Annotated in this window: 27 protein-coding genes; 17 read left to right on the top strand and 10 right to left on the bottom strand. The window is 37.2% G+C overall.

The annotated features are described in order from the left end of the window. Positions 1 to 17: 17 nt before the first annotated feature. Both AN161_RS05545 and AN161_RS05540 read right to left on the bottom strand, forming a co-directional pair. On the bottom strand, positions 18 to 1,202 hold the full coding sequence (locus AN161_RS05545) for an ABC transporter permease (RefSeq protein WP_053593365.1): 1,185 nt from the start codon (positions 1,200 to 1,202) through the stop codon (positions 18 to 20). Then, positions 1,186 to 1,935, bottom strand: a complete 750-nt coding sequence (locus AN161_RS05540) for an ABC transporter ATP-binding protein (RefSeq protein ID WP_053593364.1) — start codon at positions 1,933 to 1,935, stop codon at positions 1,186 to 1,188. Before AN161_RS05540 ends, AN161_RS05545 begins: the two co-directional genes overlap by 17 nt. Before the next feature lie 104 nt (positions 1,936 to 2,039). Here AN161_RS05540 and AN161_RS05535 point away from each other — a divergent pair, with 104 nt between their 5' ends. The 6 genes from AN161_RS05535 to AN161_RS30505 all read left to right on the top strand — a co-directional run bounded on the left by AN161_RS05535 (position 2,040) and on the right by AN161_RS30505 (position 5,407). Beyond that, positions 2,040 to 2,453, top strand: a complete 414-nt coding sequence (locus AN161_RS05535) for an HIT family protein (RefSeq protein WP_053593363.1) — start codon at positions 2,040 to 2,042, stop codon at positions 2,451 to 2,453. A gap of 150 nt (positions 2,454 to 2,603) precedes the next feature. Continuing rightward, entirely contained in the window at positions 2,604 to 3,134 is a 531-nt protein-coding gene (locus AN161_RS05530) for a tryptophan transporter (protein ID WP_053593362.1), read from the top strand. 141 nt (positions 3,135 to 3,275) lie between these two features. Beyond that, positions 3,276 to 3,671: a YtxH domain-containing protein gene (locus tag AN161_RS05525; protein WP_053593361.1), complete on the top strand. Its 396-nt coding sequence runs from the start codon at positions 3,276 to 3,278 to the stop codon at positions 3,669 to 3,671. A gap of 156 nt (positions 3,672 to 3,827) precedes the next feature. Beyond that, a complete protein-coding gene (locus AN161_RS05520) occupies positions 3,828 to 4,388 on the top strand; it encodes an HTH-type transcriptional regulator Hpr (RefSeq protein ID WP_053593360.1) in 561 nt (186 codons plus the stop codon). A gap of 217 nt (positions 4,389 to 4,605) precedes the next feature. Beyond that, complete coding sequence (locus tag AN161_RS05515) at positions 4,606 to 5,151, top strand: DUF3267 domain-containing protein (RefSeq protein ID WP_053593359.1); 546 nt, start codon at positions 4,606 to 4,608, stop codon at positions 5,149 to 5,151. A gap of 70 nt (positions 5,152 to 5,221) precedes the next feature. After that, positions 5,222 to 5,407 (top strand): hypothetical protein, encoded by a 186-nt coding sequence (locus tag AN161_RS30505; protein ID WP_008173337.1) that lies wholly within the window; start codon positions 5,222 to 5,224, stop codon positions 5,405 to 5,407. A 273-nt stretch (positions 5,408 to 5,680) separates the two neighbouring features. Here the strand turns inward: AN161_RS30505 and AN161_RS27360 are convergent, their stop codons facing one another. After that, the gene (locus tag AN161_RS27360) at positions 5,681 to 5,791 is read right to left on the bottom strand and encodes a YjcZ family sporulation protein (RefSeq protein ID WP_075807180.1); all 111 of its coding nucleotides are present in this window, start codon (positions 5,789 to 5,791) and stop codon (positions 5,681 to 5,683) included. Between the two features lie 143 nt (positions 5,792 to 5,934). Here AN161_RS27360 and AN161_RS05505 point away from each other — a divergent pair, with 143 nt between their 5' ends. Next, positions 5,935 to 6,915, top strand: coding sequence for a peptidylprolyl isomerase (locus tag AN161_RS05505; RefSeq protein WP_053593358.1), 981 nt, complete (start codon positions 5,935 to 5,937; stop codon positions 6,913 to 6,915). Between the two features lie 174 nt (positions 6,916 to 7,089). Here AN161_RS05505 and yhaM read toward each other — a convergent pair whose 3' ends face one another. From yhaM to AN161_RS05490, 3 genes are read right to left on the bottom strand one after another with little or no spacing between them, the layout of a single operon-like run. Then, entirely contained in the window at positions 7,090 to 8,025 is a 936-nt protein-coding gene (gene yhaM / locus AN161_RS05500) for a 3'-5' exoribonuclease YhaM (RefSeq protein WP_053593357.1), read from the bottom strand. After that, entirely contained in the window at positions 8,022 to 10,913 is a 2,892-nt protein-coding gene (locus AN161_RS05495; RefSeq protein ID WP_053593356.1) for an AAA family ATPase, read from the bottom strand. The genes yhaM and AN161_RS05495 overlap by 4 nt, the downstream gene beginning before the upstream one ends. A 10-nt stretch (positions 10,914 to 10,923) precedes the next feature. Then, positions 10,924 to 12,138, bottom strand: coding sequence for a DNA repair exonuclease (locus AN161_RS05490; protein ID WP_053593355.1), 1,215 nt, complete (start codon positions 12,136 to 12,138; stop codon positions 10,924 to 10,926). 347 nt (positions 12,139 to 12,485) lie between these two features. Here AN161_RS05490 and AN161_RS05485 point away from each other — a divergent pair, with 347 nt between their 5' ends. Beyond that, complete coding sequence (locus AN161_RS05485; RefSeq protein ID WP_053593354.1) at positions 12,486 to 12,671, top strand: YhzD family protein; 186 nt, start codon at positions 12,486 to 12,488, stop codon at positions 12,669 to 12,671. Between the two features lie 59 nt (positions 12,672 to 12,730). Here AN161_RS05485 and AN161_RS05480 read toward each other — a convergent pair whose 3' ends face one another. Continuing rightward, on the bottom strand, positions 12,731 to 13,513 hold the full coding sequence (locus AN161_RS05480) for an enoyl-CoA hydratase (RefSeq protein WP_053593353.1): 783 nt from the start codon (positions 13,511 to 13,513) through the stop codon (positions 12,731 to 12,733). Positions 13,514 to 13,651: 138 nt separating this feature from the next. Here AN161_RS05480 and AN161_RS05475 point away from each other — a divergent pair, with 138 nt between their 5' ends. Next, complete coding sequence (locus AN161_RS05475) at positions 13,652 to 14,623, top strand: rhodanese-related sulfurtransferase (protein WP_053593352.1); 972 nt, start codon at positions 13,652 to 13,654, stop codon at positions 14,621 to 14,623. Between the two features lie 245 nt (positions 14,624 to 14,868). Here AN161_RS05475 and AN161_RS05470 read toward each other — a convergent pair whose 3' ends face one another. Next, positions 14,869 to 16,521: an FAD-binding dehydrogenase gene (locus AN161_RS05470; protein ID WP_053593351.1), complete on the bottom strand. Its 1,653-nt coding sequence runs from the start codon at positions 16,519 to 16,521 to the stop codon at positions 14,869 to 14,871. Positions 16,522 to 17,306: 785 nt separating this feature from the next. On the opposite strand from AN161_RS05470, the gene serA reads away from it, so the two are divergent. The 8 genes from serA to AN161_RS05430 all read left to right on the top strand — a co-directional run bounded on the left by serA (position 17,307) and on the right by AN161_RS05430 (position 25,119). Then, a complete protein-coding gene (gene serA / locus AN161_RS05465; protein ID WP_053593350.1) occupies positions 17,307 to 18,914 on the top strand; it encodes a phosphoglycerate dehydrogenase in 1,608 nt (535 codons plus the stop codon). 154 nt (positions 18,915 to 19,068) lie between these two features. Further along, positions 19,069 to 19,656, top strand: a complete 588-nt coding sequence (locus AN161_RS05460; protein ID WP_053593349.1) for an RNA polymerase sigma factor — start codon at positions 19,069 to 19,071, stop codon at positions 19,654 to 19,656. Continuing rightward, positions 19,616 to 20,374: a hypothetical protein gene (locus tag AN161_RS05455; protein ID WP_053593348.1), complete on the top strand. Its 759-nt coding sequence runs from the start codon at positions 19,616 to 19,618 to the stop codon at positions 20,372 to 20,374. The genes AN161_RS05460 and AN161_RS05455 overlap by 41 nt, the downstream gene beginning before the upstream one ends. Then, positions 20,368 to 21,249 (top strand): ABC transporter ATP-binding protein, encoded by an 882-nt coding sequence (locus AN161_RS05450; protein ID WP_053593347.1) that lies wholly within the window; start codon positions 20,368 to 20,370, stop codon positions 21,247 to 21,249. Before AN161_RS05455 ends, AN161_RS05450 begins: the two co-directional genes overlap by 7 nt. Beyond that, positions 21,246 to 22,481, top strand: a complete 1,236-nt coding sequence (locus AN161_RS05445; protein ID WP_053593346.1) for an ABC transporter permease subunit — start codon at positions 21,246 to 21,248, stop codon at positions 22,479 to 22,481. Before AN161_RS05450 ends, AN161_RS05445 begins: the two co-directional genes overlap by 4 nt. 1 nt (position 22,482) lies before the next feature. Then, the gene (locus tag AN161_RS05440; RefSeq protein WP_053593345.1) at positions 22,483 to 23,613 is read left to right on the top strand and encodes an ABC transporter permease; all 1,131 of its coding nucleotides are present in this window, start codon (positions 22,483 to 22,485) and stop codon (positions 23,611 to 23,613) included. Positions 23,614 to 23,711: 98 nt separating this feature from the next. Then, complete coding sequence (locus tag AN161_RS05435; protein ID WP_053593344.1) at positions 23,712 to 24,209, top strand: RNA polymerase sigma factor; 498 nt, start codon at positions 23,712 to 23,714, stop codon at positions 24,207 to 24,209. After that, the gene (locus tag AN161_RS05430; protein WP_053593343.1) at positions 24,196 to 25,119 is read left to right on the top strand and encodes a hypothetical protein; all 924 of its coding nucleotides are present in this window, start codon (positions 24,196 to 24,198) and stop codon (positions 25,117 to 25,119) included. Before AN161_RS05435 ends, AN161_RS05430 begins: the two co-directional genes overlap by 14 nt. Before the next feature lie 103 nt (positions 25,120 to 25,222). Here AN161_RS05430 and AN161_RS05425 read toward each other — a convergent pair whose 3' ends face one another. After that, positions 25,223 to 26,698 (bottom strand): aldehyde dehydrogenase, encoded by a 1,476-nt coding sequence (locus AN161_RS05425; protein ID WP_053593342.1) that lies wholly within the window; start codon positions 26,696 to 26,698, stop codon positions 25,223 to 25,225. 16 nt (positions 26,699 to 26,714) lie between these two features. Then, complete coding sequence (locus AN161_RS05420) at positions 26,715 to 26,909, bottom strand: 4-oxalocrotonate tautomerase (protein WP_053593341.1); 195 nt, start codon at positions 26,907 to 26,909, stop codon at positions 26,715 to 26,717. Positions 26,910 to 26,916 lie beyond the last annotated feature (7 nt).

Here is a 26,916-nt window from a genome sequence, read left to right as displayed (position 1 = left end):
AAATGAGCTTTTTAAATTTAAGATTTTGAGCCCCTAGCCGTCAATTCACTTACAACCAAAATGATAATAAAGGTTACATAAAACATCGGCTGTGTAATACTACATAGACCAACTATAATAGCTTGAGTGACCATTGCAAGACGTACAATTTGTTTCACTGCTGCTTTGCGCGCTTCATCAGGTAAAGGATAAAGCATGTCCATGCGAAATTCACCGCTTGATAATAAAGCCTGCTTTAATTGAATAGTTGTTGCAAAGCTTAATGCACCTGCAACAATCCATGTAACGACTGGGATATCTACAAAGGCTGCAATTACAGCTGAAATAACTGTTAATCGGAGCCATAAATAAAAATGATCATCTGTTCGGATGAATGTACGGAACACTAAGTACTTTTGAGCATTGTCCTTCTTGTATGGCACAAATTTGTAAAGCCAGTCAAGCCAACCTCGACGACGAATGCTACCACGTAAATGTGGAACGTCTGTGAAGTAATTTGCAAAACGATAGAAGCTCATCATGCGATTTTGTTCCAGCTTCACAAAATGCTCGTACGGTACAGGCTCACCCGCACATTTTTTTCTAAATATTACAATATACACACACCCAACTGCAGCAGCAACAATTGCTAAAATTAGCTGCATATGAAGCCCCATGTACACAGTAACACTAAAGATAACAGCTCGAATTAGCCTGTCCATCCAAATTATTTGACCACGTTCACTATAACGATAACTAAATTCACCTTGAACGCTCAAATACTTCAATATAATAATAAGTAGAAACATTGACCAAATTTCAAATGTTGTTAATTCAGTAACAGCCTTTAGTAAAGGGATGCTTACGATATAGACAATTGCCACAATCCAAACCTGTGACCAAAACGTCCACGCTAACGCCTTTTTAAAATACTGGGGCATTTTTGATTCTAACGGTAATAAATACACTTGGTCTGGCTCTCTTAAAAGTGAAGTTGGACGACTAAATGCTAGTAAAATCCCTACTATCACTGCAATTAATACTTCTGCTGGAAAATCGGGCTGTATAATTTTCAGCCATTCACTATATTGATAGCCCCCTGCTCCAATAAGAAATACAAGTACAATTGCTATATGCCCTGTAAAAATAAATCGCATATATTTTTGCACTTCACCTATATAATGCATGAAGCGAGAGGACCATACATCACGCAAGTTCTTCATGGTCGCGCTCCTTTGTCATGGCAATATATAAGTCATCTAGTGTCGCATTTGGCATAGCAAACGATTTACGTAAATCCTCCATCGTTCCTTGTGCTCGCACTCGTCCTTCATGCAATAAAATGATGCGGTCACAATGCTTTTCAGCGGTTGATAAAATGTGCGTGGACATTAATATAGAAGCGCCCTCTTTTTTCTTTTCATCCATCTGATCAAGCAATGATTGAATTCCAAGTGGGTCGAGTCCCACAAAGGGCTCATCAATAATATAAAGGCTTGGATTGACTAAAAAAGCACACATAATCATAACCTTTTGACGCATACCCTTTGAGAAATGCGATGGGAACCAATTAAGTCGTTTTTCCATTCGAAATTCCTTTAATAATACTTCCGAACGTGCTGCAAGTGTTGCTTCATCTAGCCCGTAAGCCATTGCTGTTAATTCTAAATGTTCACGTAATGTTAGCTCATCGTATAATACAGGTGTTTCTGGAATGTAGGAAAATGCTGTACGATACTTGTCCGTATTTCCCTTTAACGTCACCCCATTTAAACGAATGTCTCCTTCTTTCGGAAGCATCGTTCCAATGATATGCTTAATCGTTGTACTTTTACCAGCACCATTCAAGCCGATTAAGCCAACAAGCTCCCCTTTTTCAATCGTAAATGATAAATCTTTAATAACAGGCTTTCTCGTATAACCACCCGTCACGTGTTGTACCTCTAATACCGACATGCCCTCACTCCTCTTCTTGTTTATATTTTATCAAAAATTAGCAAATGATACAGTTATGAGTATGATAGAATGTACTTACATATATAATAAGGGGGAATTTTCGAATGAGCGATTGCCTATTTTGCAAAATCATTGATGGATCCATTCCAAGTACAAAAATTTATGAAGATGAACATGTCTATGCATTTACAGACATTTCACCTGTCGCAAAAGGTCATACACTATTAATACCAAAACATCACTGTAAAGATCTATTCGAAATGCCTGAAGATGTGGCTCGCAATTTATATGCAGTAGCACCGAAAATTGCAAATGCTATTAAAACTGCTTTCAATCCAATTGGACTTAATACAATTAATAATAACGGTGCTGCAGCTGGACAAACTGTTTTCCACTACCACTTACATTTTATTCCGCGTTACGATGAAAAAGAAGGCTTGGGTTTAATTTGGCAAACTCAAAAATATACACCAGAGCAATTAAGTGACGTTGCGGAAAGCATTAAAGCTCATCTTTAATTAAATGACAACTTTGGTACACTTGAATTATCAGAATAGTGTATTGCAATTTATAAATATTTGTCGTACAATCACAAATAAGTTTCGCTAACGGTCATGAGGACACGTTAGGAGACAAATTAGATTAGCATAGTCGAGGAGAGATTAGAAATGAATACAAAAAATTTAGTATTAATGGCACTTTTAGTTGGTGTCGGTGCTACCCTTTATGTGGTTACACCAGGTATGGTAAACGGCATGAAGCCTGATTTCATGTTAACAATGATGTTTATTGGCATTTTACTGTTCCCTACTATTAAAGAAACGTTCTTACTTTCTTTAGCAACAGGTGTACTTTCAGGATTGTTTACAACGTTTCCGGCTGGTCTTGTTCCAAATATTATCGATAAAGCAGTTACGGGCTTTGTCTTTTTAGCTGCTTTAATTGTGATAAAAAAATTGACAAGCAATTTTGTAGTATCAGCTGGCTTAGTTGGTTTAGGAACAATTTTATCTGGAACTGTCTTTTTAGCAGTAGCACTTTTTGTGTTCAACGCAAATGTTGGTGCAACATTCGCTGTTCTGTTTGTAGGCGTTGTATTACCTGCTGTAGTATTTAATGTCATTGCTTTTGCAATTATTTATCCTATAGTTGCAAAATTAGTGAAGCGTTCTAAATTCAACACAGCTATTTCAATTTAATAAAAAGGTGCATAACCTAACAAAGGAAGCTAAACCGTGATACAAAATCACTCGTTTAGTTTCTTTTTTCTTTTGGTATATGTACATTTCATGGTTTAATAGTAAATAACGCATGACAATTAAAGAAATGAGGTATTCGATATGAAAGCAAAACCATTTTTATTTGGACTAGCAGCTGGAATCGTAGGCGGGACTTTCGCTGTACTTTTTTCAACTCCTCAATCAGGACAACAATTACGTGCTAATTTGCAAGCAAATGCTGAAAGCACAAAGGACAAAATCTCAGATGTAAAACAGCAAGTAGATATAGTGAAACAATCCGTTAATTCACTAACAAATGAAGTGAAAAATAATATACCTAAAATAGTAAATGATTTAAAACAAACAATTACTACTTTTACAGAAGAAATAGAACCATCCAAAAATAACTTACAACAAGAAATAGATGCATTACAGAATTCAATAAGCGAAATCGAGAAAAACGTTGCACAATTTACAGAAAAAAAGAAAAAATCGCAAGAAAAAGTTAGCGACTAAAGTCCTTATACAGCGATAAAAAATCTATATTTTTATTAAATTTAAGCGTTATAATATTATCTTTTAACCACTTTTCAATTTTTTAATTTTTCTAACTTTAAACTTTTTTCCTTTATTGCTATAATATTTTTAAAATGTTAAAGAAAGCAGTAGGTGATGGCTTTGTCAGAGGAATTATACACTCAAAAAGAAGCAATGCTTTATAGTCAAAGAATTGCACAATTATCAAAAGCCTTATGGAAAGCAGTTGAAAAGGATTGGCAGCAATGGATTAAGCCCTACGATTTAAATATTAACGAACATCATATTTTATGGATTTCTTATCATTTAAAAGGGGCTTCGATTTCCGATGTGGCAAAATTTGGGGTGATGCACGTTTCCACAGCGTTTAATTTCTCAAAAAAATTAGAAGAGCGTGGATTCCTTAAGTTTTCAAAGCGGGATGACGACAAACGTAATACGTACGTCGAATTAACAGAAGCAGGTACAGAACTTATTGTTGAAATGAATAGTAATTACCATAATACGTATCATTCTGTGCTTGAAGGCTCGTTAGCTTTAAAAGATTTATACGGTCGCTTCCCAGAATTTTTAGATGTTATGGCTGTTATTCGCAATATCTATGGAGAGGATTTCATCGATATTTTCGAGCGTTCCTTCCAGCACTTCCGTGATTCCTTTGACAAGGTAGAAGAACGTCCAACTGTAAAAGGTTGACAGTGAAACAATCGGGCGTTTATGGTCAGTTAATCGTTATCTAAACTGCATATTCTCACCTTTTATCTGGTGGTGCTTACAGACCGTTAACGCGGGGTAAAAACATGCTAAAGGAGGTATTTCAGAAATATTTTCTGAGATACCTCCTTTTTCTTGCATTCTATCATAAATCAATTTACATTAAATAGGACCCTTCCTATTAAGGAGTTGATAAACCTTGCATTGTTGGAAAATTTTAAACTTAGAACATCATTACGGAACAACGCGTATTATTATAATGTCTGTACTTATTTTTTTAACCGTCTTTTCTCTTTCCTATGTGACATTTAATTTATTTAATGACGAGCACTATACAGATCATTTGTTTTGGTTATTTGCCATTGCTGTATTAGCACTCTATCCAATTCATAAATGCTTACACTTTCTAGCACTGTATGATTTACGTCAGCATTTAAAATTGCGTGTACGTACCCAATTCTATGTTATTCCTGTTCTACACATGCGTATTCGTGAACCTTTATCGAAAAATCGTTATATTTTAGCTTTACTCACGCCATTTATTATTTTAAATACAAGCATTTTATTAGGTACACTACTATTCCCTGCATATACCCATTACGGCACATTGCTTTTAGCTTACCATTGTAGTCTATGTTTAATTGATATTCTGTATGTGAAATATTTATTGAATTCACCTAAAGACTCCCAGATTGAGGAGACACCAAAGGGCTATGAAATTTTAGTGCCGCCTACTATTCACTAAATTGCTTGTACTTGTGTTTTATTAACGTTATTTGTTATGCTATTAATACTGAAAGAGGGGAGGAATAGACTTGCTATTAATGATTGTAGTTCTATTCTCGGTATTCTATTTATTTCAAATAAACCGCATGACTTATGCACTGTGCATGCGACGTGAAATTCCCGAAGAAAACCAACCAAAAATATTCCGAACTATAAATATACTTATTACAATTTTACTTGTCTCATTTTATATTGAAATTTTATATGCCGTATAGTAGATCCATTATGCCTCGGCATAATTGCGTCCGGAATCGGCTTTGTGCTTGCACAAAGAAATCCTTTCCGATTCCGGCATCCGCCGGAGGCTTTAACTTATTTCTGCTGAAAGAAGTTAAAAAGAAAGTGCATCTAGTTGGACACCCTATGTGACAACTCGGTCTGATCAATCATATTTTTGTGGGCGTAACCTCAAGCGTGCGGCGCGAATACCTTACATTGTTAAGAAAAGCTAAGGACATTATACCCTTAGCTTTTCGCATTTTTATTAATTAGTATAGGAACGCTGCACCAACAATAATTAATAAAATAAAGAGCACAACTAATAAAGCAAAGCCTGAGCCTGAACCATAGCCACCGCCACCGTATCCTCCGCTGCTCATAACTTCACCCCCTTTCTTTTCTATATCCTATGCGCTTCAAAATTTGACATATAGGCTATACTCAAGGGGGAACCATTTTGTTTTTAATACGTTTATGTTATAGTAAAAAATGGACGAAACCATGTTAGGAGAGAATATCCACTATGAAAAAGACAGTTTTATCTTTAACATTAGCTGCTTCTGTATTAGCACTTGGTGCTTGTAGCGGAGGAGACAACAAAACGATTGCAACTTCAAAAGCGGGAGATATTTCAGTTGCTGACTTTAATGAAAAGGCAAAAACTTTAGCAGGTTCTCATGTACTTCAACAAATGTTGACTGAAAAAATATTAGCTGACAAATATGAAGTATCAGATAAAGAAATCAAAGAGGCTTATGACGCAACTGCTTCACAATTCGGTGATACCTTTGCTCAAGCACTTGCTGAAAGCGGCTTAACAGAAGAAGGCTATAAAGAAGCTATACGTATTCAGCTTCTTTCAGAAAAGGCTTTAGAAGATAAAGCTTTTAAAGAAGAAGATATTAAAAAACATTATGAGCAAATGAAAAAAGAATTAAATGGTCGTCATATTTTAGTGGCAGATGAGAAAACTGCTAAAGAGGTCACTGACAAAATTAAAGGCGGCGCTTCTTTTGCGGATGTAGCAAAAGAATACTCAATTGATACTGGCTCTGCTGAAAAAGGCGGAGAGCTAGGATGGTTCTCTGTTGGCGCAATGGTAGATGAATTTAATGATGCTGCTTATGCCCTTCCTTTAAATACATTAAGTGAACCAGTACAATCAAGCTTTGGTTACCACATTATTGAAATTACGGACAAGCGTGATGTAAAAGATGTTGGCTCATTCAAAGATGAAGAAGAAAATATCCGTAAAACAATGATGATGAAACTAAGCCAATCACCTGAAGCAGAAACTATCCTAAAAGACATTATTGCAAAAATGGCGAAAGATGCTGATGTAAAAACATCCGATAAGGAATTAAAACCAGCAATAGAAGCCCTTACAACAACAAGTGAGGAACAAGCTAAAGCTGCTGAAGAAGCCGCTAAAAAAGCTGAAGAGAAAGCAACTAAAGAAAATAAAGACGACAAAGACAACACTGAAGAAAAAGAATCTAAATAGTCATTATAGTTCAAATGAAAAAGGGTTACGCTGTTACAGTAGTAACCCTTTTCGTGTTCAACCAAAAGTATGTATGTAAAGCAAATGAAAAGGAATCATTTTGAATGTAGTTTAATCAAAATGATTCCTTTTTAAATGTTATTTCAATTTTTGTTTAGTTCAACTCTACATTTACTAAATAGTCGGCTTATAAAACGAACGATTATCAAGCGGGAATAATCTCTCAGTAAATTCACCTGGCGTTGTTTTACCAAGTGCTCGTGTTAGCATGTTCATCTTTGCATCAATATTATCAATATAATGCAAAATTTCCGCTTCCTGAATCATCGGTTTTTTCGGGCTGCCCCATTCTTCTTTACCATGGTGGGATAGCACCATATGTTGCAATAGCATGACTTCTTCGCCCTCGATTTCTAGTTCACTAGCAATCTTGGCAATTTCATTGACCATAATGGTAATATGACCAAGTAAATTCCCTTCAATAGTATACATTGTTGCGACAGGTCCTGATAGCTCAACTACTTTACCAATATCATGCAAAATAATCCCTGCATATAACAGATCTCGATTTAACGTTGGATATAAATCAGCAATCGCTTTTCCGAGTCTCAACATTGACACCATATGATCTAGCAAACCTGATGCATAATCATGATGATTTTTCGTTGCAGCTGGGAATACTAAAATAGCATCCTGATGTTTTTTAATAGCTGCACGCGTAATACGTGAAATACTCGGATTTTTAATATCAAAGAAGAATTGCGTCAATTCTTCATATAATTGTTCTTTTGGGGTTGCTGCGGAAGGAACTAAATCATTAATTGCAATTCCCTCCTCTGGTTTTGCTACACGGATTGATTTTATACGCAATTGATTTTTGCCGCGGTAGTCATGAATTTCTCCACCTACACGCACTATTGCCTCAGCGTGGTACATTTTTTCATGCTCTTCATTTGTATCCCATAGCTTTGCTTCAATATCTCCACTTTTATCTTGTAGTAACAGTGACATAAATGGCTTTCCAACTGTGGTAACCCCTTTTGTCGCTTGTTTAATTAATAAAAATTGATCAACTGATTCTCCAACCTGGAGCGTCGTAATTCCCTTCATGTTGACGCCACTCCCCTTTCATTTGCTAGTGCTCCTACATCGACAATTTGGTCTTTCTGCCAATGTCCGAGCATCGCGTCATGGCAAGTAAAATATAAAACTTGACGCTCATATCCTACTTCTTTTATTAATTGTACCATTTTGTCTGTACGGTTTCGATCAAAATGGACAAAAGGATCGTCCATAATAAACGGAAATGGAGCAGAAGTTGTCAGTGTTTTTGCTAGTGCCATGCGCAACGAAATATAAGCTTGTTCCTTCGTCGCCTGTGATAATTCTGCCATTTGATAACGTAATCCAGAAACAGCCTGTGCAACAAAATAGCCTTCATCATTAATTAAAAGCTTATCGTAACGTCCACCTGTTAACATATTAAACATTGCGTTAACCTCTGTCAGGACATGAGGTAGTTTTTCTTCTCTTAGGCGGAACAATGTTTCGTGTATAGCAGTAGCCAATGCCTTTTGTGAAGCCCATTGCCCTATCAGCTGCTGTAACACTGATTTCTCTTGTTCAAACTGTTGAAGCAACTGGCCATATTTCTCGTCATTTAGAAGATTCTCCTTTTGAATTTGTAATGTCGCTCGTTGTTCTAAGCAATGATCTATTGCTACCTGCATAGCTCCTCGCTCCTCTTCCAAAGCAAGCAATTTTTCATGAAGCTGTTCTTCGTTTATCAATGACTCTTTGTTGTCCACATCCAGTGAGGCTAGCTGGCTCTGAATTGCTTGAAGCTCTGTCTTTATTTTTTGCTGTTGCTCAAATTGTTCATGCGTCTCATAATAAATTTTCTCTGATTGAACATTCGCAGTATCAAATAACTGAGTAACTTCAGACTCATAGTTGTCTATATGAGATTGTACTCCTTGGATTTTGGTTTGAAGGCTAGTCAGCTGCTCTTTTGTTTGCTCGGACATCTGCTGCTCCTGTTGTAAAGTAAGGAATGCAGTACGTAAATGCATAAAGATTTCCTGCTCACTATATTCTGCCTTTAAGACTCGCTGTGCTTGTTCTAATAGTTCATTTTTCTCCGCTTGAATCGTTTGTAAAAGAGTAAATGCACTCTTCTTTTTTGCCGCCAATTCTTGGACACCACGAATGCGCATAAACAGCTCTGGTAATAATGTTTTTGGTACATTCCCCTCTAGCCGGTAACGCCCTAAAAACTGTTGAAGCGACTGAGTGGCTTCTTCATTCACCAGCTCAGCCTGCTGAATCTTATATTCAAATTTCACATATTGCTGTTCTTTTTCTTGCTGTTGCTCATTTACATGTAACCAACGATCCTCAAGTCGTTGTTTTTTTAGCAGTATGGCTTGAACGATATTTTCCTCTTGCTCTAACTCACGTATTTGCTGATTATGTTGTTTACTCGGGGCTTCATGTGCTTGTCTAACAAATTTTAAATATAAAATAATGAACAGCGACATAACCGCTCCTATGACGATTACAGCTATATTTTTTTCCAAAACACCATAGATAAACGAAAGTACACTTATTGCTAACACAATAAATATAAAAATACTTGGTTGTTGCTGTTTCGAGCGTTGTGACTTTCCATAATGCAATTGTTCAAGTTTTCGCTTACGTTGAGGCCACTGTGCTAAAATATGTTCTTCCTCAGCGGATAATGACTCTTGTTTAAGCTGTTGTTTCTGTTGAGCGATTGTATCTAATTCTGCATGTATTTGCTCTAGCGAACGCAAATGAAATTTTAGGTCTTCCTCAGCTTCCTCTAAAAGGCTTAACTGCCGTTGAAATTGTTCTTCTTGCTGTAATGAAACTGTTTCCTCAAGCAAAATATCCTGTGCTGCTTTTTCCTGTACACCTAATAAACGAAACTGTGCTTCTATTTCCTGTTCAAGTAAATACAGCTCATCCATTAAGTTCTGTTCCTTCACAACTACCTGATTCCATGTTGCTTCCTTATTCAAAAGTTGAGCCATTTCTGTAATAGCTTGCTCGTCCACTATTAACTGTAGCTTATTTTGTAGTGCCTGATACTGCCCCTTCAGCTGCTCCATTTGCAGTGTTTCATGCATAAGCCGATCCTTTAATTGCTCATAACGACGTATCCCTTCTGGTGGAAACTGCACATGTTCATAGTTTTTTAGCGTCTGTTCAAAAGCCTTTTGCTGTTTCAGAAGTGGCATTGCCTGCTTGAGGATAGTTAACTGCTGCCAATCTTGCTGCTGTGTTTTTTGCTGACTATATAATCCTTCTAGCCTTTGGTCGAGCTGTTGTAATTGCAATAATTTATCCTCAAAGGTCTGAATATTGCCTTGTTCTTGTTTAATTGTGCGTTCTAGCTTTTTTAAATGCTCCAATTTTTGATTAATGAGTGGCACTTTGCCTGATTTTTTAAAAAGCTCACTAGCATCTTTGTCCAATTTCTTTTCTAGAGACGATAACTGTTGAATCCCTGTCGTCCCAGAGGCAAGCAATAAATGCGTCAGCTCTTCCTCTGACATTTTTTCAATGCCCTGTAACTCATGTAATGAAAAGGAAAAAATCGACTCAAAGGAGGCCCTTGAATAACCATATAATAGTTTTGCTAAAAGCTCCTCATGCCCCGTTGTTCCGTCTCCTAGATAAACTGTGACATCTCCTGCTGCCTTCCCTTTAACACGTTCTATGGTGCATTGCCCATACGTCGGATGACAAATCGTAAGCTGACCACCAAATTTAGTCGATACCTTTGGCTCATACTTACGTTGTGTTTGCTGCCTCGTGGGAAAACCAAAAAGCATTTGTAAAATAAACTGTTGAATAGTCGTTTTGCCCGCTTCATTCATACCATAAAAAATGGTAACACCTTCATGTAAGGAGATTGTGATGTTTTCATGCTTGCCAAAGCCATAAATTTGGATTTTTTGTATCGTTAGCATGTTATGTTATTCACGCCCTTTGAATTTCTTCTGCTAGTAACTCTTGTGCGTTGTGCATTAAATTTTTAATGTCCTGTTCTGTTAAAGGCTCGATCAGTCTTGCACCACCAGCATGTTGGTACAGATCCTTTAAAATATCCTTCCATTCAGAAATATCCCATTGCTCCATTAAATTCATTACTGATTCAGTTGCCGCAGTATGCTCATACAATACTGACGATTGATGTAACACAAGCTTTTGTACCCAGCACATCGGTTCGATCCCATCCTCTGCTTCTCGAATGGTTTCTAGCCATGCATCTACTGTGGCATGTTCAAATAAAGATTGTGATTGTTCATCTATATTTTTTAAATGGAGCTCAACAACAGATGCCCCATACTCTAGACGATTGAGCGTTAGTGCTTCTTCACATTTTTTTAGTAGTTCATTTGCATGAAACACGTTCGCGCAATCCACCTCTACCGTGTTATAAACTACAGCAGATGTCGGTACAAACTCCAGGTCAGTAGAGGTTTGTGACAAGGTTACATCATAGAAACCTTTTATCCCCTGCTCTTTCCGATGTCGACTTTGAATATTACCTGGATAAACGATTGGTGGATTTTGATGTAAAAATTGCCGTTTATGAATATGCCCTAAAGCCCAGTAATGATAGTTCTTTTCAAGGAGTTGATCTTTTGTGAAAGGGGCATAAACAGCATGTGTAGTATCGCTTGCCTCACTACCATGAAGCATACCAATATGAATAACATGCTGGTCTTGTGCAACAGGATAACTATCAATCATTGATTTCTTTATATGACGTTCACTATAGCTGAAGCCATAAATATTGACTTGCTGACCACGTATTGTTAACTGTACAACACTAGTCTCAGCTGGTAACTCATAAACATTGCTCGGTAAGGCAAAGCGAGTCCAAGCACCATTTAAGTGATCATGATTCCCATAGCTTAAAATCACAGGAATATTGTGCTGAAAGAGTTTTTCCATCGCCTCTTGAAATCGTCTTTGTGCCTGTAAGCTACGATTTTCACCATCATATATATCACCGACAATCAGTAAAAAATCAGGTTTCTCCTGAATGGCTTTCTGAATAATTTTATCAAAAGCTTCAAAAGTACTTGTTCGCACTTTTTTGAAATTATGTTCAGGTAAACCAAATAAGCCCTTAAATGGACTATCTAAATGTAAATCCGCCATATGGAAAAAACGAATTGCTGACATCCAATCACCTCAGTAATAGATAATTTGCACCTTGACGTCACAATGTCCAGATTACTGGTACATTCTTTTATCACTCGCAAAGCAGTAACATGATTCAGCATATCGGAGTTGCTACTAAATAATTTTACTAATCGCTTTTTGCGTGAATTACGTCAAACCGAATATTTGTTCTATTTTATCATACTTCACATTAGATGAGAAATGTATTCATAGAATATTCATCAATAGTATTGCCTTATTTTTTCCACAACTTTCGCAATTTATCAAAATATTCGCTAGTTTTACCGTGAAGTTTCTAAATCTTCTATGTATAATAGAATTATATTCAAGTAAAGGGTGGGGTTTGTATGAATAATTATCGTTTTACAGCTTTTGAAAAAACCGGAGAAACATTATTTGATGAAACATGGACGTTCGAAAACGATGAGGCTGCAAAAATCAACGGTCAACAGCAAATCGAAGAAAAAGGTGTTGCCAACAAAACTCATCGCCTTGTTAACTCCTCAGGTAAATTAATTTTATTTCATGTCTAAAAATAGCTAATAAAAGGCACGTAGTAAACTTTACTACGCGCCTTTACTCTTTTTATCGTTTATTTTCCTACAAAAGCAGGTGCTCTTTTCTCTACAAATGCATGAATTCCCTCTAAATGGTCAGCCGTTTTACGCATTGCTGTTTGCCCTGCTGCTTCCATTGATAAAATACTCTCTAATTGCGGTAAATTTTGAGCATGTAGAATTTTTTTAGTCGTAATCATCGAGGCAATTGGAGACGCAAGCATTTTTCCTACTAGTTGGTCAGTAATCGCAAAAGCAGTCCCATCTGGTGCAACGTAGTCAATTAATCCTGCATCATGTGCTTCCGATGCAGTAAGCACCTTTCCTTCCCAAATCATTTGTTTAGCTTTGACGGTACCCACACGTTCCTTCATAAAGAAATGACCGCCACCATCAGGGATCAGTCCTATGCCTATGAAATTCATAGCGAGCTTACTATTTTCACATGCCACAACTATGTCTGCCCCTAGAGCCAGACTAAAGCCTAATCCAGCAGATGCTCCATGAACCGCTGCAATGACGATCATCGGTAGCTGGTAATATGCCTTAACAATACGTGTTAAATAGACCATTGCCTCATTAATATTAAGTGGCTTGTTTGGATCTAGCATCGCTTTAATATCGCCACCTGCTGAAAAGACTTTTCCTTCCCCACGAATAACAAGAACTTGTATTTCTTGTTCCTGCTGTAGTGCCTCAAAACATTCTGCTAGTTCACGCATCATAACATCATCCATAGCATTCATGGCTTGAGGTCGATTTAATGTTAATGTTGCACGACGTTCTAATTTTTCTAATGTAATCGTTGAAAATTCCATCCTAACACCCCCATATATGAATAGTCATTCATTATGTACTATTCGTGTTTTTTTAGAAAACTCCTTCTATCCTACGCAATTTTGCCCTTGATATGCTATATTTAATGACGAATATTGATTTAAAGGTGGTTAAGTATTGTGACACAGCAAGACTATCGTGTATTACTTTATTATAAATATATCTCTATTGAGGATCCTGTGGCATTTGCAGAAGAGCATTTAGCAATTTGTAAAGAAATCGGGCTTCTTGGTCGTATTTTAGTTGGATACGAGGGAATTAATGGAACCGTTTCTGGTACAATCGAGCAAACCGAGGCTTACATGAATCATATGAAGGCAGACCCTCGTTTTAGTGATATTATGTGGAAAATAGATGAAGCAGAAAGACATACCTTTAAAAAAATGCATGTACGCCCTCGTCGAGAAATTGTACACCTTGGTTTAGAAGATGATATTAATCCTTTAGAAATAACAGGAGATTATCTATCACCAAAGGAATTTATGGAACGTATGCAGGAGGACAATACGGTAGTTATTGATGCACGTAATGATTATGAATATGACCTCGGACATTTCCGTGGCGCTATTCGTCCAGATATTGAAAGCTTCCGTGACCTACCAGCTTGGATGGAAGACCATAAAGAAGATTTTGCTGGCAAGAAAGTTTTAACTTACTGCACAGGTGGTATCCGCTGCGAAAAATTCTCTGGCTGGTTAAAACGTGAAGGCTATGGAGAAAGTGTTGGTCAATTACATGGTGGAATTGCCACGTATGCTAAAGACCCTGAGGTAAAAGGTCAACTATGGGATGGACAAATGTTCGTCTTTGATCGTCGTCGCAGTGTACCTATTAATCAGGTTGAGCATGTGATTGTTGGTAAGGATTTCTTCACTGGTGAACCGACAGAACGTTATACAAACTGCGCAAACCCTGAATGTCATAAGTTAATGCTTTGCGAGGAAAAGCATGAGGCCTTTTATATGCGTAGCTGTTCTGACGAATGCCGCCGCGCAAAACGTAACTTCTTTGTTGAGGAAAATGGTTGGACAGAAGAGCAAATCGAGGAACAAATCGCTAAAATCGCTCAGGTTCAAAATTCTTCTTTATAAGAAAAAAGGAGCATCATCCATTTTGTGGTGATGCTCTTTCATATTTGTTGAGTATCTCTTCCTTGTCTGTAACGGGGTTCTCTTTTTCACCTGAGTGATTGCACGTTTACCTGAGCAGATATTTTGGTACCTGAGCAGTTTTCCATGGTACACGATCACTTTCTCGGCTTACCTGAGCGGTTTCACATCTAAACCGAGCATTTCCCCTCTCACTAGGGCTTTCTAAATCCCGCCTTAATTTTTCTTCATTCTCCTTTTGCCAAGTAACGCCCTACCTGCCGTCCACTAAATAAACAGCCTCCAACAAATGTCCCTTCTAAAGCACGGTAACCATGCACACCCCCACCGCCAAAACCACTAACTTCCCCAGCGGCAAATAAACCCGGTATAGGCTGACCATCCATTCCCAACACAGCACCATCCAAATTTGTCTGTAAGCCTCCTAATGTTTTACGCGTTAAAATATTTAATCGTACCGCAATAAGTGGCCAATTTTTGGGATCTAATATTTTATGGGGCTTTGCAACGCGCACAAATTTATCACCAATATAGTTTCTTGCACCATGAATAGCATTGACCTGTAAGTCCTTTGTAAACTTATTGTCCATTTCACGATCCCTTGCTAAAATTTGCTCCTTTATTTTCATAAAATCAAGGAGCTCATTGCCAGCTAATTTGTTCATTCCATCAACTAGCTCCTTTAAATCATTCGCAATAACAAAATCTTCACCATGATTTTTAAATGCCTGGATTGGAGCTGGTGGACCTGGCAAAACACGTTTCATAACATCACTAATGCTTCTATTTGTTAAATCAGGATTTTGCTCAGAGCCAGATAATGCAAATTCTTTTTCAATAATTTTTTCAGTTAAAATAAACCACGAGTAATCATAGCCTGTTTTTTGAATTGCTTCTAATGTACTTAACGTATCAAAACCTGGAAAATTCGGCGCACCAAATCGATTACCTTCCGCATCAAACCATAATGATGAAGGGCCAGGCAAAATTCGAATACCATGATTTGGCCAAATAGGGTCCCAATTTTTCAAGCCTTCCGTATAATGCCACATGCGGTCTCGATTAACGATACGTCCCCCCGCATGCTCAGTAATTTCTAACATTCTGCCATCTACATAAGCAGGTACACCACTAACCATATTTTCTGGTGGTGTACCAAGTCGCGCTGGCCAATTTTCTCTAACTAAATCAAAATTTGCACCTATTCCACCACTGGCCACAATAACGGCTCCAGCTTCATATGAAAATTCGCCAATGCCAAGCCTGGAGCTTTTCTCACCTCGATTTGCATAGCTTTGGGCCAAAACTGTCCCACTAATCCCTGTAATTCTTCCATCTTGTTGAATAAACTCATCCACACGATGTCTTGGCTTAAAATCTATATATCCATCCTTTATGGCCTTTTTCACTTTTTCAGCAAAAGGCTTTACAATGCCTGGTCCCGTTCCCCAAACAATATGAAATCTAGGTACCGAATTTCCATGGCCACCCGCTAATGAGCCCCCACGTTCTGCCCAACCGACGACAGGAAAAAACTTAATACCTATAGACTTTAACCATTCATATTTTTCACCAGCTGCAAAATCTACATAAGCTCTGGCCCATTTATACGCCCAAGAATCCTCATCCTCCAAGCGATCGAAGCCAGCCGTCCCTTGCCAATCCTGCCATGCAAGCTCTTTACTATCCTTAATACCAAGCCTTCTTTGCTCTGGTGAATTCACTAAAAATATACCACCAAAAGACCAAAATGCCTGTCCCCCCATTGAATTTTCAGGTTCTTGATCTACTAAAAGAATTTTTTTCTTTGCATCCGCTAACTCACAGGCTGCTACTAAACCTGCAAGCCCTGCACCGACAATTGCTACATCATACATCATTCTGCACCCCCTAAAAATCAATCTTACTTTACTTAGATTCTTCTTTAATTGATAGTTTACCTTCTACACATCGTATTCTTGACGAAAATGTGACAAGAAAAAAATGTTCGCTTTCCTCCTCTAAACAAGGAAAGTTTTATTCAGATTATCTATTTAATCCCAATTAACTCCCATATAATTTCCGACCTCTAATATTTATTAAACGCCCATGTATTCTGACTTAACACATATCGATAGCGCTTTCATTGTCCTCTCTAAAAACACGAACTATTTTACCGATAAAACATTTAAATATTCGTATTTAGCTATTTTCCAGACTTCTGAAGTCAACATTTTTAATCTTTTTCAGAAATATCATTGACAAAGGTGAACAATAAGGATTATGATGTTAACAAATTTAATCACACAAAAATATATCGACGGAGACACGCTAGTCGTAAGAAAATCCAAAGAGAGCTGATGGTTGGTGTAAATCAGTGATTTCTACGATAATAGTTCCACTCCTGAATAGATAAGCCGAACATCTCCAAAGTAAGCTTATCCGTCACATGCACGTTACGCATATAGCTAAGACTGCAAGAAATCTTTCAAGCAGTGATTAAGGGTGGTACCGCGAACCAATTGTTTATTTCAGCCTTTCGCCCCTTACAACACAATATCTGTGTTTGTAAGGCGCGGAAGGCTTTTTATATTTTTTTCGTCTGTAAGATGTACTCGTTTTACAAATTTCAGACTGCCGTATATAGAGGCCACTAACAATTTAAATTAAAAGGAGCTAATTACAAATGACTACTGCAACAAAAACAATTAACGTATTTATCGCTGATCCACTAAGTGAAGATGGTATTTTCCCACTACGACAAGAACAAGATTTAGACCTAAATATCATTGTTGATACTGGTCTTGCACCAGAAGAATTAATCGCAAAAATTGCGGATGTAGATGTTTTACTAGTACGTTCTCAAACAACGGTAACACGCGAAGTAATTGAAGCGGCTAAAAACTTAAAACTTATCGGACGTGCTGGTGTAGGTGTAGACAACATTGATCTAACTGCTGCAACTGAACATGGTATTATCGTTGTGAATGCACCAGACGGTAACACGAACTCTGCTGCTGAGCACACTATTGCCATGATGACTTCACTTGCTCGTCACATCCCACAAGCATTCAATACGCTAAAAAATGGTAAATGGGACCGTAAATCTTATGTTGGGGTTGAGCTTAAAAATAAAACTTTAGGTGTTGTAGGCTTCGGTCGTATCGGTGTTGAAGTTGCTTATCGTGCAAAAGGTCAACGCATGAACGTTATGGCATACGATCCATTCCTAACGGATGAACGTGCTAAAGAGTTAGGGGTAACAAAATCAACAGTTGAAGAAATTTGTGCAGCTGCAGATTTCATTACAGTACACACACCGCTTCTTCCTGAAACACGCAATCTTATTAACAAAGAAAAATTCGCTATGATGAAAGATGGCGTTCGTATCATTAACTGTGCACGTGGTGGTATTATCAATGAGGATGATTTATATGATGCAATCGTAGAAGGTAAAGTAGCAGGTGCTGCACTAGATGTATTCGTATCTGAGCCTGCAACAGATCATAAGCTACTTACTTTACCACAAGTAATCGCAACACCTCACCTAGGTGCATCTACTATTGAAGCACAAGAGTCTGTAGCTGTTGACGTATCAAACGATATCATTAAATTCTATAAAACAGGTACTGTAACTAACCCAGTGAACATGCCATCTATTCCAAAAGAGTTGCTTGCACAAGTTGAACCTTTCTTCGAATTAGCTGAAAAACTTGGTTCATTCTTATCTCAACTTACAACTGAGCCTGTGAAAGAAATCAACTTATCTTATGCGGGTGATGTAGCAAATTATGATGTACGTCCATTAACATCAAACGCGTTAAAAGGCCTATTATCTAAAAACCACGGTAATCATGTAAATGACGTAAATGCTCGCTACTTAGCTGAACGTATCGGCATGAAAATTAATGAGCATAAAACAACAACTGCCAAAGGCTTCACTAGCTTAATTACGATTGAAATTAAAACAGCAAACGAAACACACACTGTGGCTGGTACATTATTAAATGGTCTAGGTGCACGTATTGTCAAAGTAGAGGACTATGTTGTTGACGTTATTCCACAAGGTCACCTTCTTTACATTAAAAATACTGACAAACCAGGTGCAATCGGCCGCGTAGCAACAAAGCTAGCAGAAAAAGATATCAACATCGCAACAATGCAAGTTGGTCGTGCACAAGTTGGTGGAACAGCTGTCATGATGCTAACAATCGACAATGCTGTAACAGAAGAAGATCTGACATTCGTTGCACAGCTTGAAAATATTGATGAAGTAAGAGCGATTAACCTATAATATTGATAATTTGATATATTGTATTTACATGACCTGAGTTCAACAGCTCAGGTCATTTTTTATTCACCTCGCAAAAAAATTTTATGAAAATCAAAACTATTTAAAAGAACTTTTCGAATATATAAATGAGGCGATGAAAGTGATGTGATAATGGATGGATTTTGAAAGCCGATGGATTAGGCGTGTGCAGCAATCAGCTCATGAAGAAAGTGCTAATTTACTTGTTAAAAAATATTATAAAGAAATTTTCTCTTTTGTTTATAAGCAAGTTTTAGACGAACAATTAGCTTTAGATTTGACACAGGAAATTTTTATACGCATGCTGCAGGCTATTACTAATTTTAATAAGAAGAAAGCAGCTTTTCGCACGTGGCTTTATCGTATAGCTTCCAATCATTGCATCGATTATTTTCGCTCGAAATCGTATCAAGCTGGCCAGCTAACAAACTATGTAGAGGATCTTGAACTTATTGATGCAGTAGATATAGTAAGTTACCTTATTAAAAAGGAAGATTTAGAGGAAGTAAATCTTTTACTTTATAAGTATGAAGTACAGATCCAGCAAATTCTTCGTTACAAACTGTTTTTAGAGCTGACTTTTCAAGAGATTGCAGGGCTTTTAAATTTGTCAGAATCGACGGTCAAGACAAGATATTATGCAGTGTTAAAAAAACTAAGAGAGGAAATGGAGGCTAACTTAAATGGAAAACGAAAAATGGGAGATTCCGTATCCAACAGATGAAGAGATTGAACAGCACGTAGCTTTTATTATCAAGCAAGGGCTACCAGTAAAACAAAGCTTCATACATTTACTGCTTGACTTAAAGCGTCAAATTGGCTGGAAATATGTCTTCCTTAGCTATGGTGAGGCATTATTTAGTGGACTTATAACATTAATTATCTTCAGCTATATATGGCTAATAGCTGATGACATAACAACGGAGTCTTTTATGTTTAATGGTATGTTTTTTATGCTCTCACCACTTGTTTTCCTAAGCCTAACAGCATATGCATATTATCAAAAACGGTCGAATAATACGTTTGAATTAGAAATGACGATGAAATATACAGTCTTTCAGTTACTCATATGCCGTATGCTTTTCTTTAGTGGAATAGCTATTTTAGTTAATATGTCATTTATCTTAATCTTATCACTTAAGGTCGAGATTGATATATTCCGACTATTACTTATATCTTTAACAGGGTTATTTTTATTCTCAGCAGGTTTACTATTATCACTTTACAATGGACAGGTCTTCAAACGTAGTATGGTATTTATCATAGCTTGGATATTTGGAAATACACTTTTACTTATAACAGTAGGTCAACAATATGCACGAATTTTAGACAACTTACCAATTGCAGTGTACAGTGTCTTACTTATTGGTGTACTAGCACTATACCTTTATTCATTTAAACGTTTAATGACAAAAAATCAGGAAGGAGTTTTTGAATGTTAGTCGTACAAGATGTAGGAAAAAAGTACGGGGATTTTACAGCATTGCATAATATTAATTTACAGTTTGGCAACGGTATATTCGGTTTACTCGCTCCAAATGGGGCTGGCAAGACAACTCTTATCAAAATGCTTGTAACATTGATTAGTCCAACAACTGGCGACATTTTTTATCAAGGACAACCTATTAAAATGCTTGGTCAATCATATCGTGAGCAGGTTGGCTATTTACCTCAGCATTTTGGTTATTACAAACATTCTACTCCTAAACAATATTTAAGTTATTTGGCAGCATTAGAAGGGATGGACAAGCAAACCGTAGCCAGTCGAATTGATGAAGTACTCGATATGGTAGCACTTAGTGATGTGAAAAATAAAAAAATGCGGAAATTTTCAGGAGGGATGATTCAACGTGTTGGCATTGCACAAGCACTTTTAAGTGATCCAAAAATTATTGTACTCGATGAACCGACAGCAGGACTTGATCCAAAGGAGCGTGCTCGCTTTAGACATATGCTTTCAGAGCTTGCGCGTAACCGAATTATCATCATTTCGACTCATATTGTATCAGACATCGAATCTATCGCGAATGAAATTATCATGATAAAAAATAACGTTATTTCTTATAAAGATTCTGTGACTAATATTTGTGCAACACTTTCTGGAAAAGTGTTTGAAACAACAATGACATACGAAGACTTTATCGAATTCCGCAAGAGTTATGTGACACTGGCAGAAAAGCAAGAGCAAGGAAAGATGATTGTGCGCTTTGTCGCTGATGAAATAGCAGAGTCATTCTGGAAGTCAGTTGAACCACAGCTCGAGGATGTATTTCTAGTGGAATATGCACATGAAAATACGAGTGGTGGTAACAAATGAACATTACTTGGCTTGAAATGAAAAAAGCATTATATTCACCAACCATTCTAATACTACTCGTGTTGTTTTCTATTTTTAATATTTTCACGATTATTAGTAATTCTTATGTAAGAGACGAATTAAAAATAGCAAATGACATTATTGAAAAGTACGGTGAAACCTTTAATGATGATATTTTGGGTAAGATGCAGGAAGACTTGAATGTAGACGTTAAAAAACTTAATCCACAGTTTCAAGATGTAAATGCTTTTATCAATTCCATGAATGATGAAAAATATCAAAATTCTACTTTAGCTGAGCAACATGAAATTGATGGAATACATTTGATGCAATTATATATTAATCTTGGAAAGAGTTTAGATGAACGTTACGCTAAGCTTAATATCGAGACACTAAAGGAAGGGACAATTGCTGATTTCGGCTTAACAAACTGGTCGGCTGACGTTATCACAAAGGAGTTCGATAAATTAAATGATCGCTTCACAGAAATGAAGGAAACTAAGGAGTATAAAAAGTGGTTTTTCGCAAGTGCCTATCGAATGCATAGTGAATTATTTCAGAATCTTATAAGAAAAGTCGCTATGGAAGGTGTACTACTAGTCGTACTTCTCACAGCACTTATTACAAATTATGAATTCGAACATCGGACACAGCTTGTAACATACGCAACGAAAAAAGGACGTCTATTGATGCGGCATAAACTAATTGCAAGCGTTTTAACGACTCTCCTTATCTTATTGCCGTTGTTTGGAATATCATTAGTAACCTTTTTCACGGTATATGATTATTCTGGCGTATGGACAGCACCTATTACCAGTGGCTTGAACTGGGAATATAAGTGGCCCTATATAACATGGTGGCCAATCGAGCTGTGGAAGTATTTATTTTTAACAATTACTATACTTGTTATCGCTTTACTTATTATATCGCTTCTTACATTTTGCGTTAGTACATTTTTAAGAAATAGTTATCTCACTTGGATACTTTGTATATCAATTCTCGTAAGCATGTTTGTTGTACCTATGTTCTTCAATGGTATGCCTACACTATTGCTACTTATGCATTTTAATTTAACACTACTTTTACTCAACCCCCATCAGTATTTTTCAGGTGTGTCCAATTTGATGATGTTTGAATACCACGAGGTTTGGACATTAGTTTTATGGGGGCTCATTAGTTTACTTTGTGTTACATACGTTTTCAGACGATTTAATAGAAAGGATCTTGTGTAATATGCAGCTATTTTGGATGGAAATGAGAAAAATATTTTCGTGGAAGATTGTAGCGTTAATTGTTTTTGTGAATGTACTTCTCTATTGGGCATTGTTAGAGTTTAATATAACCTACTTTCCGAATGGTCGGCCTTCGGGAGATATATTTGCGATTGAGCAACAGCTTATTCCAAAATACGGGGCAGATATAGATGAAGAAGAGTATAAAGATTTGGTCTCTATGTACGAACAGGAAGTAAAAAAAGCTAATGATTTTTTAGCTCATGACCCTAAAGCCCAAGAGGTTGGTTTAACAACATATGAGGAATTTAGTAATGTTGATCATGAAAATGAATTGCAGTGGGAATATTATAGTTATCTAGTTTTTCATAGCAAAGAAGATTTCCCTTGGGTATTGCAAGCATGGGAAAGTTTTATCGAACGTTACCAATCAAAAGCACTTCAATCAGAAATTGAACACACATCTGGGGCACAACAGCAGCGCTTTAAGGAGTTATTGAATGACAGAAAGCATACGATATACTCTGGCATTGTATTAGACAATTTCCAGAGTATTACAGAAAATTTAGCTATTATTATATTATTCAGCATTGCTATTCTGCTATCTCCTATTTTTCTTAGAGACAAGGTAACATCTATTATTCCATTGCAATATACATCGAAAAAAGGACGAAAAACATTTTGGATAAAATGGCTTGCAGGGCTCGTCAGTGCAGTATTTATAACAATTGTATTAATGATTATTTATTTAACTATGTATGCTACAAATAACACTTATTCCCATTTCGACTTACCATTGTCTTCATTTAGCTGGTACTATTACTGGTATGATATGACATTTTTACAATACATCATTTTAACAATTGTAGCAATATTTATAGTATCTGTACTTTTAGGAATAGTATCGATGGCTATTTCGGTTTTTGTCCACAATACAATTGCAATGATTGGCATTCAAATTATTGTTATGTTTGGCATGATAGCTGGGGTTACAAAGTATATGATTACAGACATTATTTGGGTTTTGCATCCTAAATGGCTTGCACCAGCTGGATACATTCTTCTGATTAGTCTTACAGTAATATTTACGCTCTATGCTTGGCGACGTGAATCACATAAAGATATTTTATAAAAAATTGCGTACTTAGCCATTTTTGGCAAGTACGTTTTTTGGATAAAACGATACTTTTTGGCAAGTTATTCGTCTTTAAGAGAAAGGAGGTGCACATTTTGACGTTTGAAGAGCTATTTTACTTACATAATCAAACCATTTTTAAATACTTATATTACTTACTCAATGATGAGAAATTAGCGGAGGATTTCACACAGGAGACATTTGTCCGCTATTTCAAATATCAGCAGACAATCAAAGAAGGTGCAGAGCTCGCTTGGCTTAGGAGAACTGCACGCAATCTAGCCTACGATCATTACCGTCGGAAAAGGCTTATTCAATTTGTACCGTTTTTAAACTATCATGAGGAGCTTGAGCCTACCTCACCACACCAATGGCTAATTCAGCAAGAGGATGCAAAGATGCTTTATCTTGCAATCAGTAAACTTAAGATCGCCTATCGAGACGTCATTATTTTACGCAAAATCGAGGGCTTATCCATTCAGGAAACATGTGATGTACTCGGCTGGACTGAAGGAAAGGTAAAGAACACATTAAAACGTGCACTTGTTGCATTAAAAAAGCAGCTTGGAGGTGAATTTGATGAAGAACAATGAGGAATCCTGGCAACATTTACGTGACCTAAAGTTAACAAAGCAGCAGCAGGAAAAAATACTGCACCATATTACTACACCTAATCCAGTAGAAAAACGACCCATTAAAAAAGCTTGGAAAATACCTGCAGTGACTCTGCTTTTTATCACAGTTCTTTCTATTTTAATTTTGTCCTTTGTCCAAGGGCCAGCGAACTCTCCACTCACAGTAGATACAAACAAAACCATTACTAAAGTCTATGTATACAATAATGAAAACAAAGAAACGTTTATAGCAAAAGCTTCATGCCTTTATGTACCTCAGCAATGCTATACTAAAAAACAACTTTTAGCTCAGCTACAAGAACAAATGGAACATGCATCTTCAGTTTCAGTAACAGCTCAACAGTGGGAGGCTAATGGTTACTTTACACCTCAAGACGTGTTGATTGTCTATTCTGATGGTACTCAGGAGAAATGGAAGGAACTAAATGACGATACCTTCTTTAATGTCGTAACAGAGCAAGCAATTCAATTCGACACTTCATTTGATTCACTAGTGTATTACTACGATGATAAACGTTCAACCAAGATCATTTTAGCAAATATCTTTATATTACTTACAAAATTCACACTATGGCTGGCTAAAAAAAGAATGCCTCATACTGAACGACGCTTTTTTGCAGCTACAGTTGAGCATGCCATCGCAAATGCTATTATGTTAGTATTATTTGCAGGTATTTTATTTGCTATCTATTTACTGAAGCATTCCATACACGCGACAAGTATATACAGCTTATTTACGCTCTACTCTATTATGCAAATTTACTATCGTAAAAAAGCAGGTGAACCCCGAGGATACCTAATAGCTAGTGCCGTTGTTCAACTATGTATAGCAACAGCCTTTACACTTCTATATATTTCCTTATATTAAAGAAGCTGTCCAATAAGTTCTTGGACAGCTTTTTCACACCAAATAAAAAAAGTATCCCAGAAAAAATCTGAGATACCACCTCCGAATCAGGTACTGCTAGCCTTCATTTCAACGCAATACATATATTTTTTGCTTCTGTGAAAAATTCCAAGCTATGGTGACCTCCTTCACGTCCTATACCACTCTTTTTAAAGCCTCCAAACGGAGCACGTAAGTCGCGCACAAACCAGCAATTTACCCAAATTGTACCTGCTCGTACATCATGTGATATACGGTGTGCACGCTGTAAGTTTTCGGTCCAGACAACTGCATTTAATCCGTACTCTGTTCCGTTTGCTATCGCAAGTGCCTCTTCCTCCGTATCAAACGGGATAATTGTCACGATAGGGCCGAAAATCTCCTCTTGGCAAATGCGGGCTTGCGGATTTTCTTGTAAATAAATTGTCGGTTGCAAATAATAACCCGTACTTAAATGCGCTGGTAATTCAGGACGTTCACCGCCATAAATAAGCGTAGAATTTTCATATTCAGCTATACTTAAATAGCTTGTTACCTTGTTATAATGTGTTTCACTTACAACTGGCCCCATATTCGTTTTTGCGTTTTGCGGATCACCAACGACTAATGCAGCAGCCGCTTCTTTAAAACGCGTAAGGAATTCATCCAAGATCGTCCGTTGCACTAAAATGCGTGACCCCGCTAGACAAACTTGACCGGAATTCATAAATGCTGCTTGAATCGATACCGGGATGGCTTTTTCTAAATTCGCATCTTCAAAAATAATGTTTGCCGCCTTACCACCTAATTCAAAGGAAACTTTTTTCAATGAATCAGCACCGTTTTTCATTATTGCTTTCCCTGTCGATGTTTCCCCCGTAAAGGAAATTAAATCGACTTCAGGATGTGTCGTCATAAATTCCCCCGCTGATTGTACTCCAAAGCCATGAACAACATTAACCACGCCGTCTGGAATGCCCGCCTGTTGTGCAATCTCGCCAAGTAACGATACGGTTAATGGTGTAATTTCTGCTGGCTTTATGACCGCTGTATTCCCTGAAGCTAAGCATGGACCAAGCTTCCACGTTGTCAGCATAAACGGTAAATTCCAAGGGGTAATTAACGCAGCAACCCCAACTGGCTCATAGCGCGTATAATTTAAATAAGCATCATCCATCGGGTATACTTCGCCGCCTTGCTGTTCCATAAAATCAGCAAAAAACTTCAAATTTTCTGCGGCCCGTGGAATTTCACGTTCTAATGCTACTTGATAGGGCTTACCTACATCTAAAGCTTCTAGGCGCGCTAACTCCTCTTTGCGTTCTAGAATAATTTCTGCCATCCGACGAATTTTCGCCAAACGCTCAGATAAAGGCATTGTACGCCATGGCCCTTCTTCAAAAGCTTGCCGTGCTGCTTCACACGCCCGATCCACGTCTTCAAAGCTTGCTTCATGGACTTTTGCAATAATCTCTTGGGTCGCAGGATTTTTCACCTCGAACAATGTTTGAGAAGAAGATTCTACATATTCCCCATTAATAAATAGCTTAACTTCTTTCAATTTCGCTTGTGTATTCCCCATAGTAGACCACTCCTTATTATTCATTTTGTCGACGTTGGATGGACTTCCCTGCAATTCCCCAATGAGAGCTTGGGATTTCATTTAAGCACACACGAACCGATTCAAGTGGTGCGTCGAATACAGAAGAAACGGTTTTGCTTACTTCTTCAATTAACCGTTCCTTTTGTTCTGGTGTACGACCTTCAATAAATGTTACTTGAATAAATGGCATTTCACCT

The sequence above is a fragment of the Lysinibacillus sp. FJAT-14222 genome, assembly GCF_001278875.1.
Classification (GTDB): domain Bacteria; phylum Bacillota; class Bacilli; order Bacillales_A; family Planococcaceae; genus Lysinibacillus; species Lysinibacillus agricola.
The sequence above is the reverse complement of the archived record's forward strand: the minus strand, read 5'-3'. Positions and strand labels throughout refer to the sequence as shown.

Excerpts from the sequence above, each read along its gene's own strand:
- AN161_RS05545 (WP_053593365.1), bottom strand. The coding sequence starts at position 1,202 with ATGAAGAACTTGCGTGATGTATGGTCCTCTCGCTTCATGCATTATATA.
- AN161_RS05540 (WP_053593364.1), bottom strand. The coding sequence starts at position 1,935 with ATGTCGGTATTAGAGGTACAACACGTGACGGGTGGTTATACGAGAAAG.
- AN161_RS05535 (WP_053593363.1), top strand. The coding sequence starts at position 2,040 with ATGAGCGATTGCCTATTTTGCAAAATCATTGATGGATCCATTCCAAGT.
- AN161_RS05530 (WP_053593362.1), top strand. The coding sequence starts at position 2,604 with ATGAATACAAAAAATTTAGTATTAATGGCACTTTTAGTTGGTGTCGGT.
- AN161_RS05525 (WP_053593361.1), top strand. The coding sequence starts at position 3,276 with ATGAAAGCAAAACCATTTTTATTTGGACTAGCAGCTGGAATCGTAGGC.
- AN161_RS05520 (WP_053593360.1), top strand. The coding sequence starts at position 3,828 with ATGGCTTTGTCAGAGGAATTATACACTCAAAAAGAAGCAATGCTTTAT.
- AN161_RS27360 (WP_075807180.1), bottom strand. The coding sequence starts at position 5,791 with ATGAGCAGCGGAGGATACGGTGGCGGTGGCTATGGTTCAGGCTCAGGC.
- AN161_RS05505 (WP_053593358.1), top strand. The coding sequence starts at position 5,935 with ATGAAAAAGACAGTTTTATCTTTAACATTAGCTGCTTCTGTATTAGCA.
- yhaM (WP_053593357.1), bottom strand. The coding sequence starts at position 8,025 with ATGAAGGGAATTACGACGCTCCAGGTTGGAGAATCAGTTGATCAATTT.
- AN161_RS05495 (WP_053593356.1), bottom strand. The coding sequence starts at position 10,913 with ATGCTAACGATACAAAAAATCCAAATTTATGGCTTTGGCAAGCATGAA.
- AN161_RS05490 (WP_053593355.1), bottom strand. The coding sequence starts at position 12,138 with ATGTCAGCAATTCGTTTTTTCCATATGGCGGATTTACATTTAGATAGT.
- AN161_RS05485 (WP_053593354.1), top strand. The coding sequence starts at position 12,486 with ATGAATAATTATCGTTTTACAGCTTTTGAAAAAACCGGAGAAACATTA.
- AN161_RS05480 (WP_053593353.1), bottom strand. The coding sequence starts at position 13,513 with ATGGAATTTTCAACGATTACATTAGAAAAATTAGAACGTCGTGCAACA.
- AN161_RS05470 (WP_053593351.1), bottom strand. The coding sequence starts at position 16,521 with ATGATGTATGATGTAGCAATTGTCGGTGCAGGGCTTGCAGGTTTAGTA.
- serA (WP_053593350.1), top strand. The coding sequence starts at position 17,307 with ATGACTACTGCAACAAAAACAATTAACGTATTTATCGCTGATCCACTA.
- AN161_RS05460 (WP_053593349.1), top strand. The coding sequence starts at position 19,069 with ATGGATTTTGAAAGCCGATGGATTAGGCGTGTGCAGCAATCAGCTCAT.
- AN161_RS05455 (WP_053593348.1), top strand. The coding sequence starts at position 19,616 with ATGGAAAACGAAAAATGGGAGATTCCGTATCCAACAGATGAAGAGATT.
- AN161_RS05450 (WP_053593347.1), top strand. The coding sequence starts at position 20,368 with ATGTTAGTCGTACAAGATGTAGGAAAAAAGTACGGGGATTTTACAGCA.
- AN161_RS05445 (WP_053593346.1), top strand. The coding sequence starts at position 21,246 with ATGAACATTACTTGGCTTGAAATGAAAAAAGCATTATATTCACCAACC.
- AN161_RS05440 (WP_053593345.1), top strand. The coding sequence starts at position 22,483 with ATGCAGCTATTTTGGATGGAAATGAGAAAAATATTTTCGTGGAAGATT.
- AN161_RS05430 (WP_053593343.1), top strand. The coding sequence starts at position 24,196 with ATGAAGAACAATGAGGAATCCTGGCAACATTTACGTGACCTAAAGTTA.
- AN161_RS05425 (WP_053593342.1), bottom strand. The coding sequence starts at position 26,698 with ATGGGGAATACACAAGCGAAATTGAAAGAAGTTAAGCTATTTATTAAT.
- AN161_RS05420 (WP_053593341.1), bottom strand. The coding sequence starts at position 26,909 with ATGCCATTTATTCAAGTAACATTTATTGAAGGTCGTACACCAGAACAA.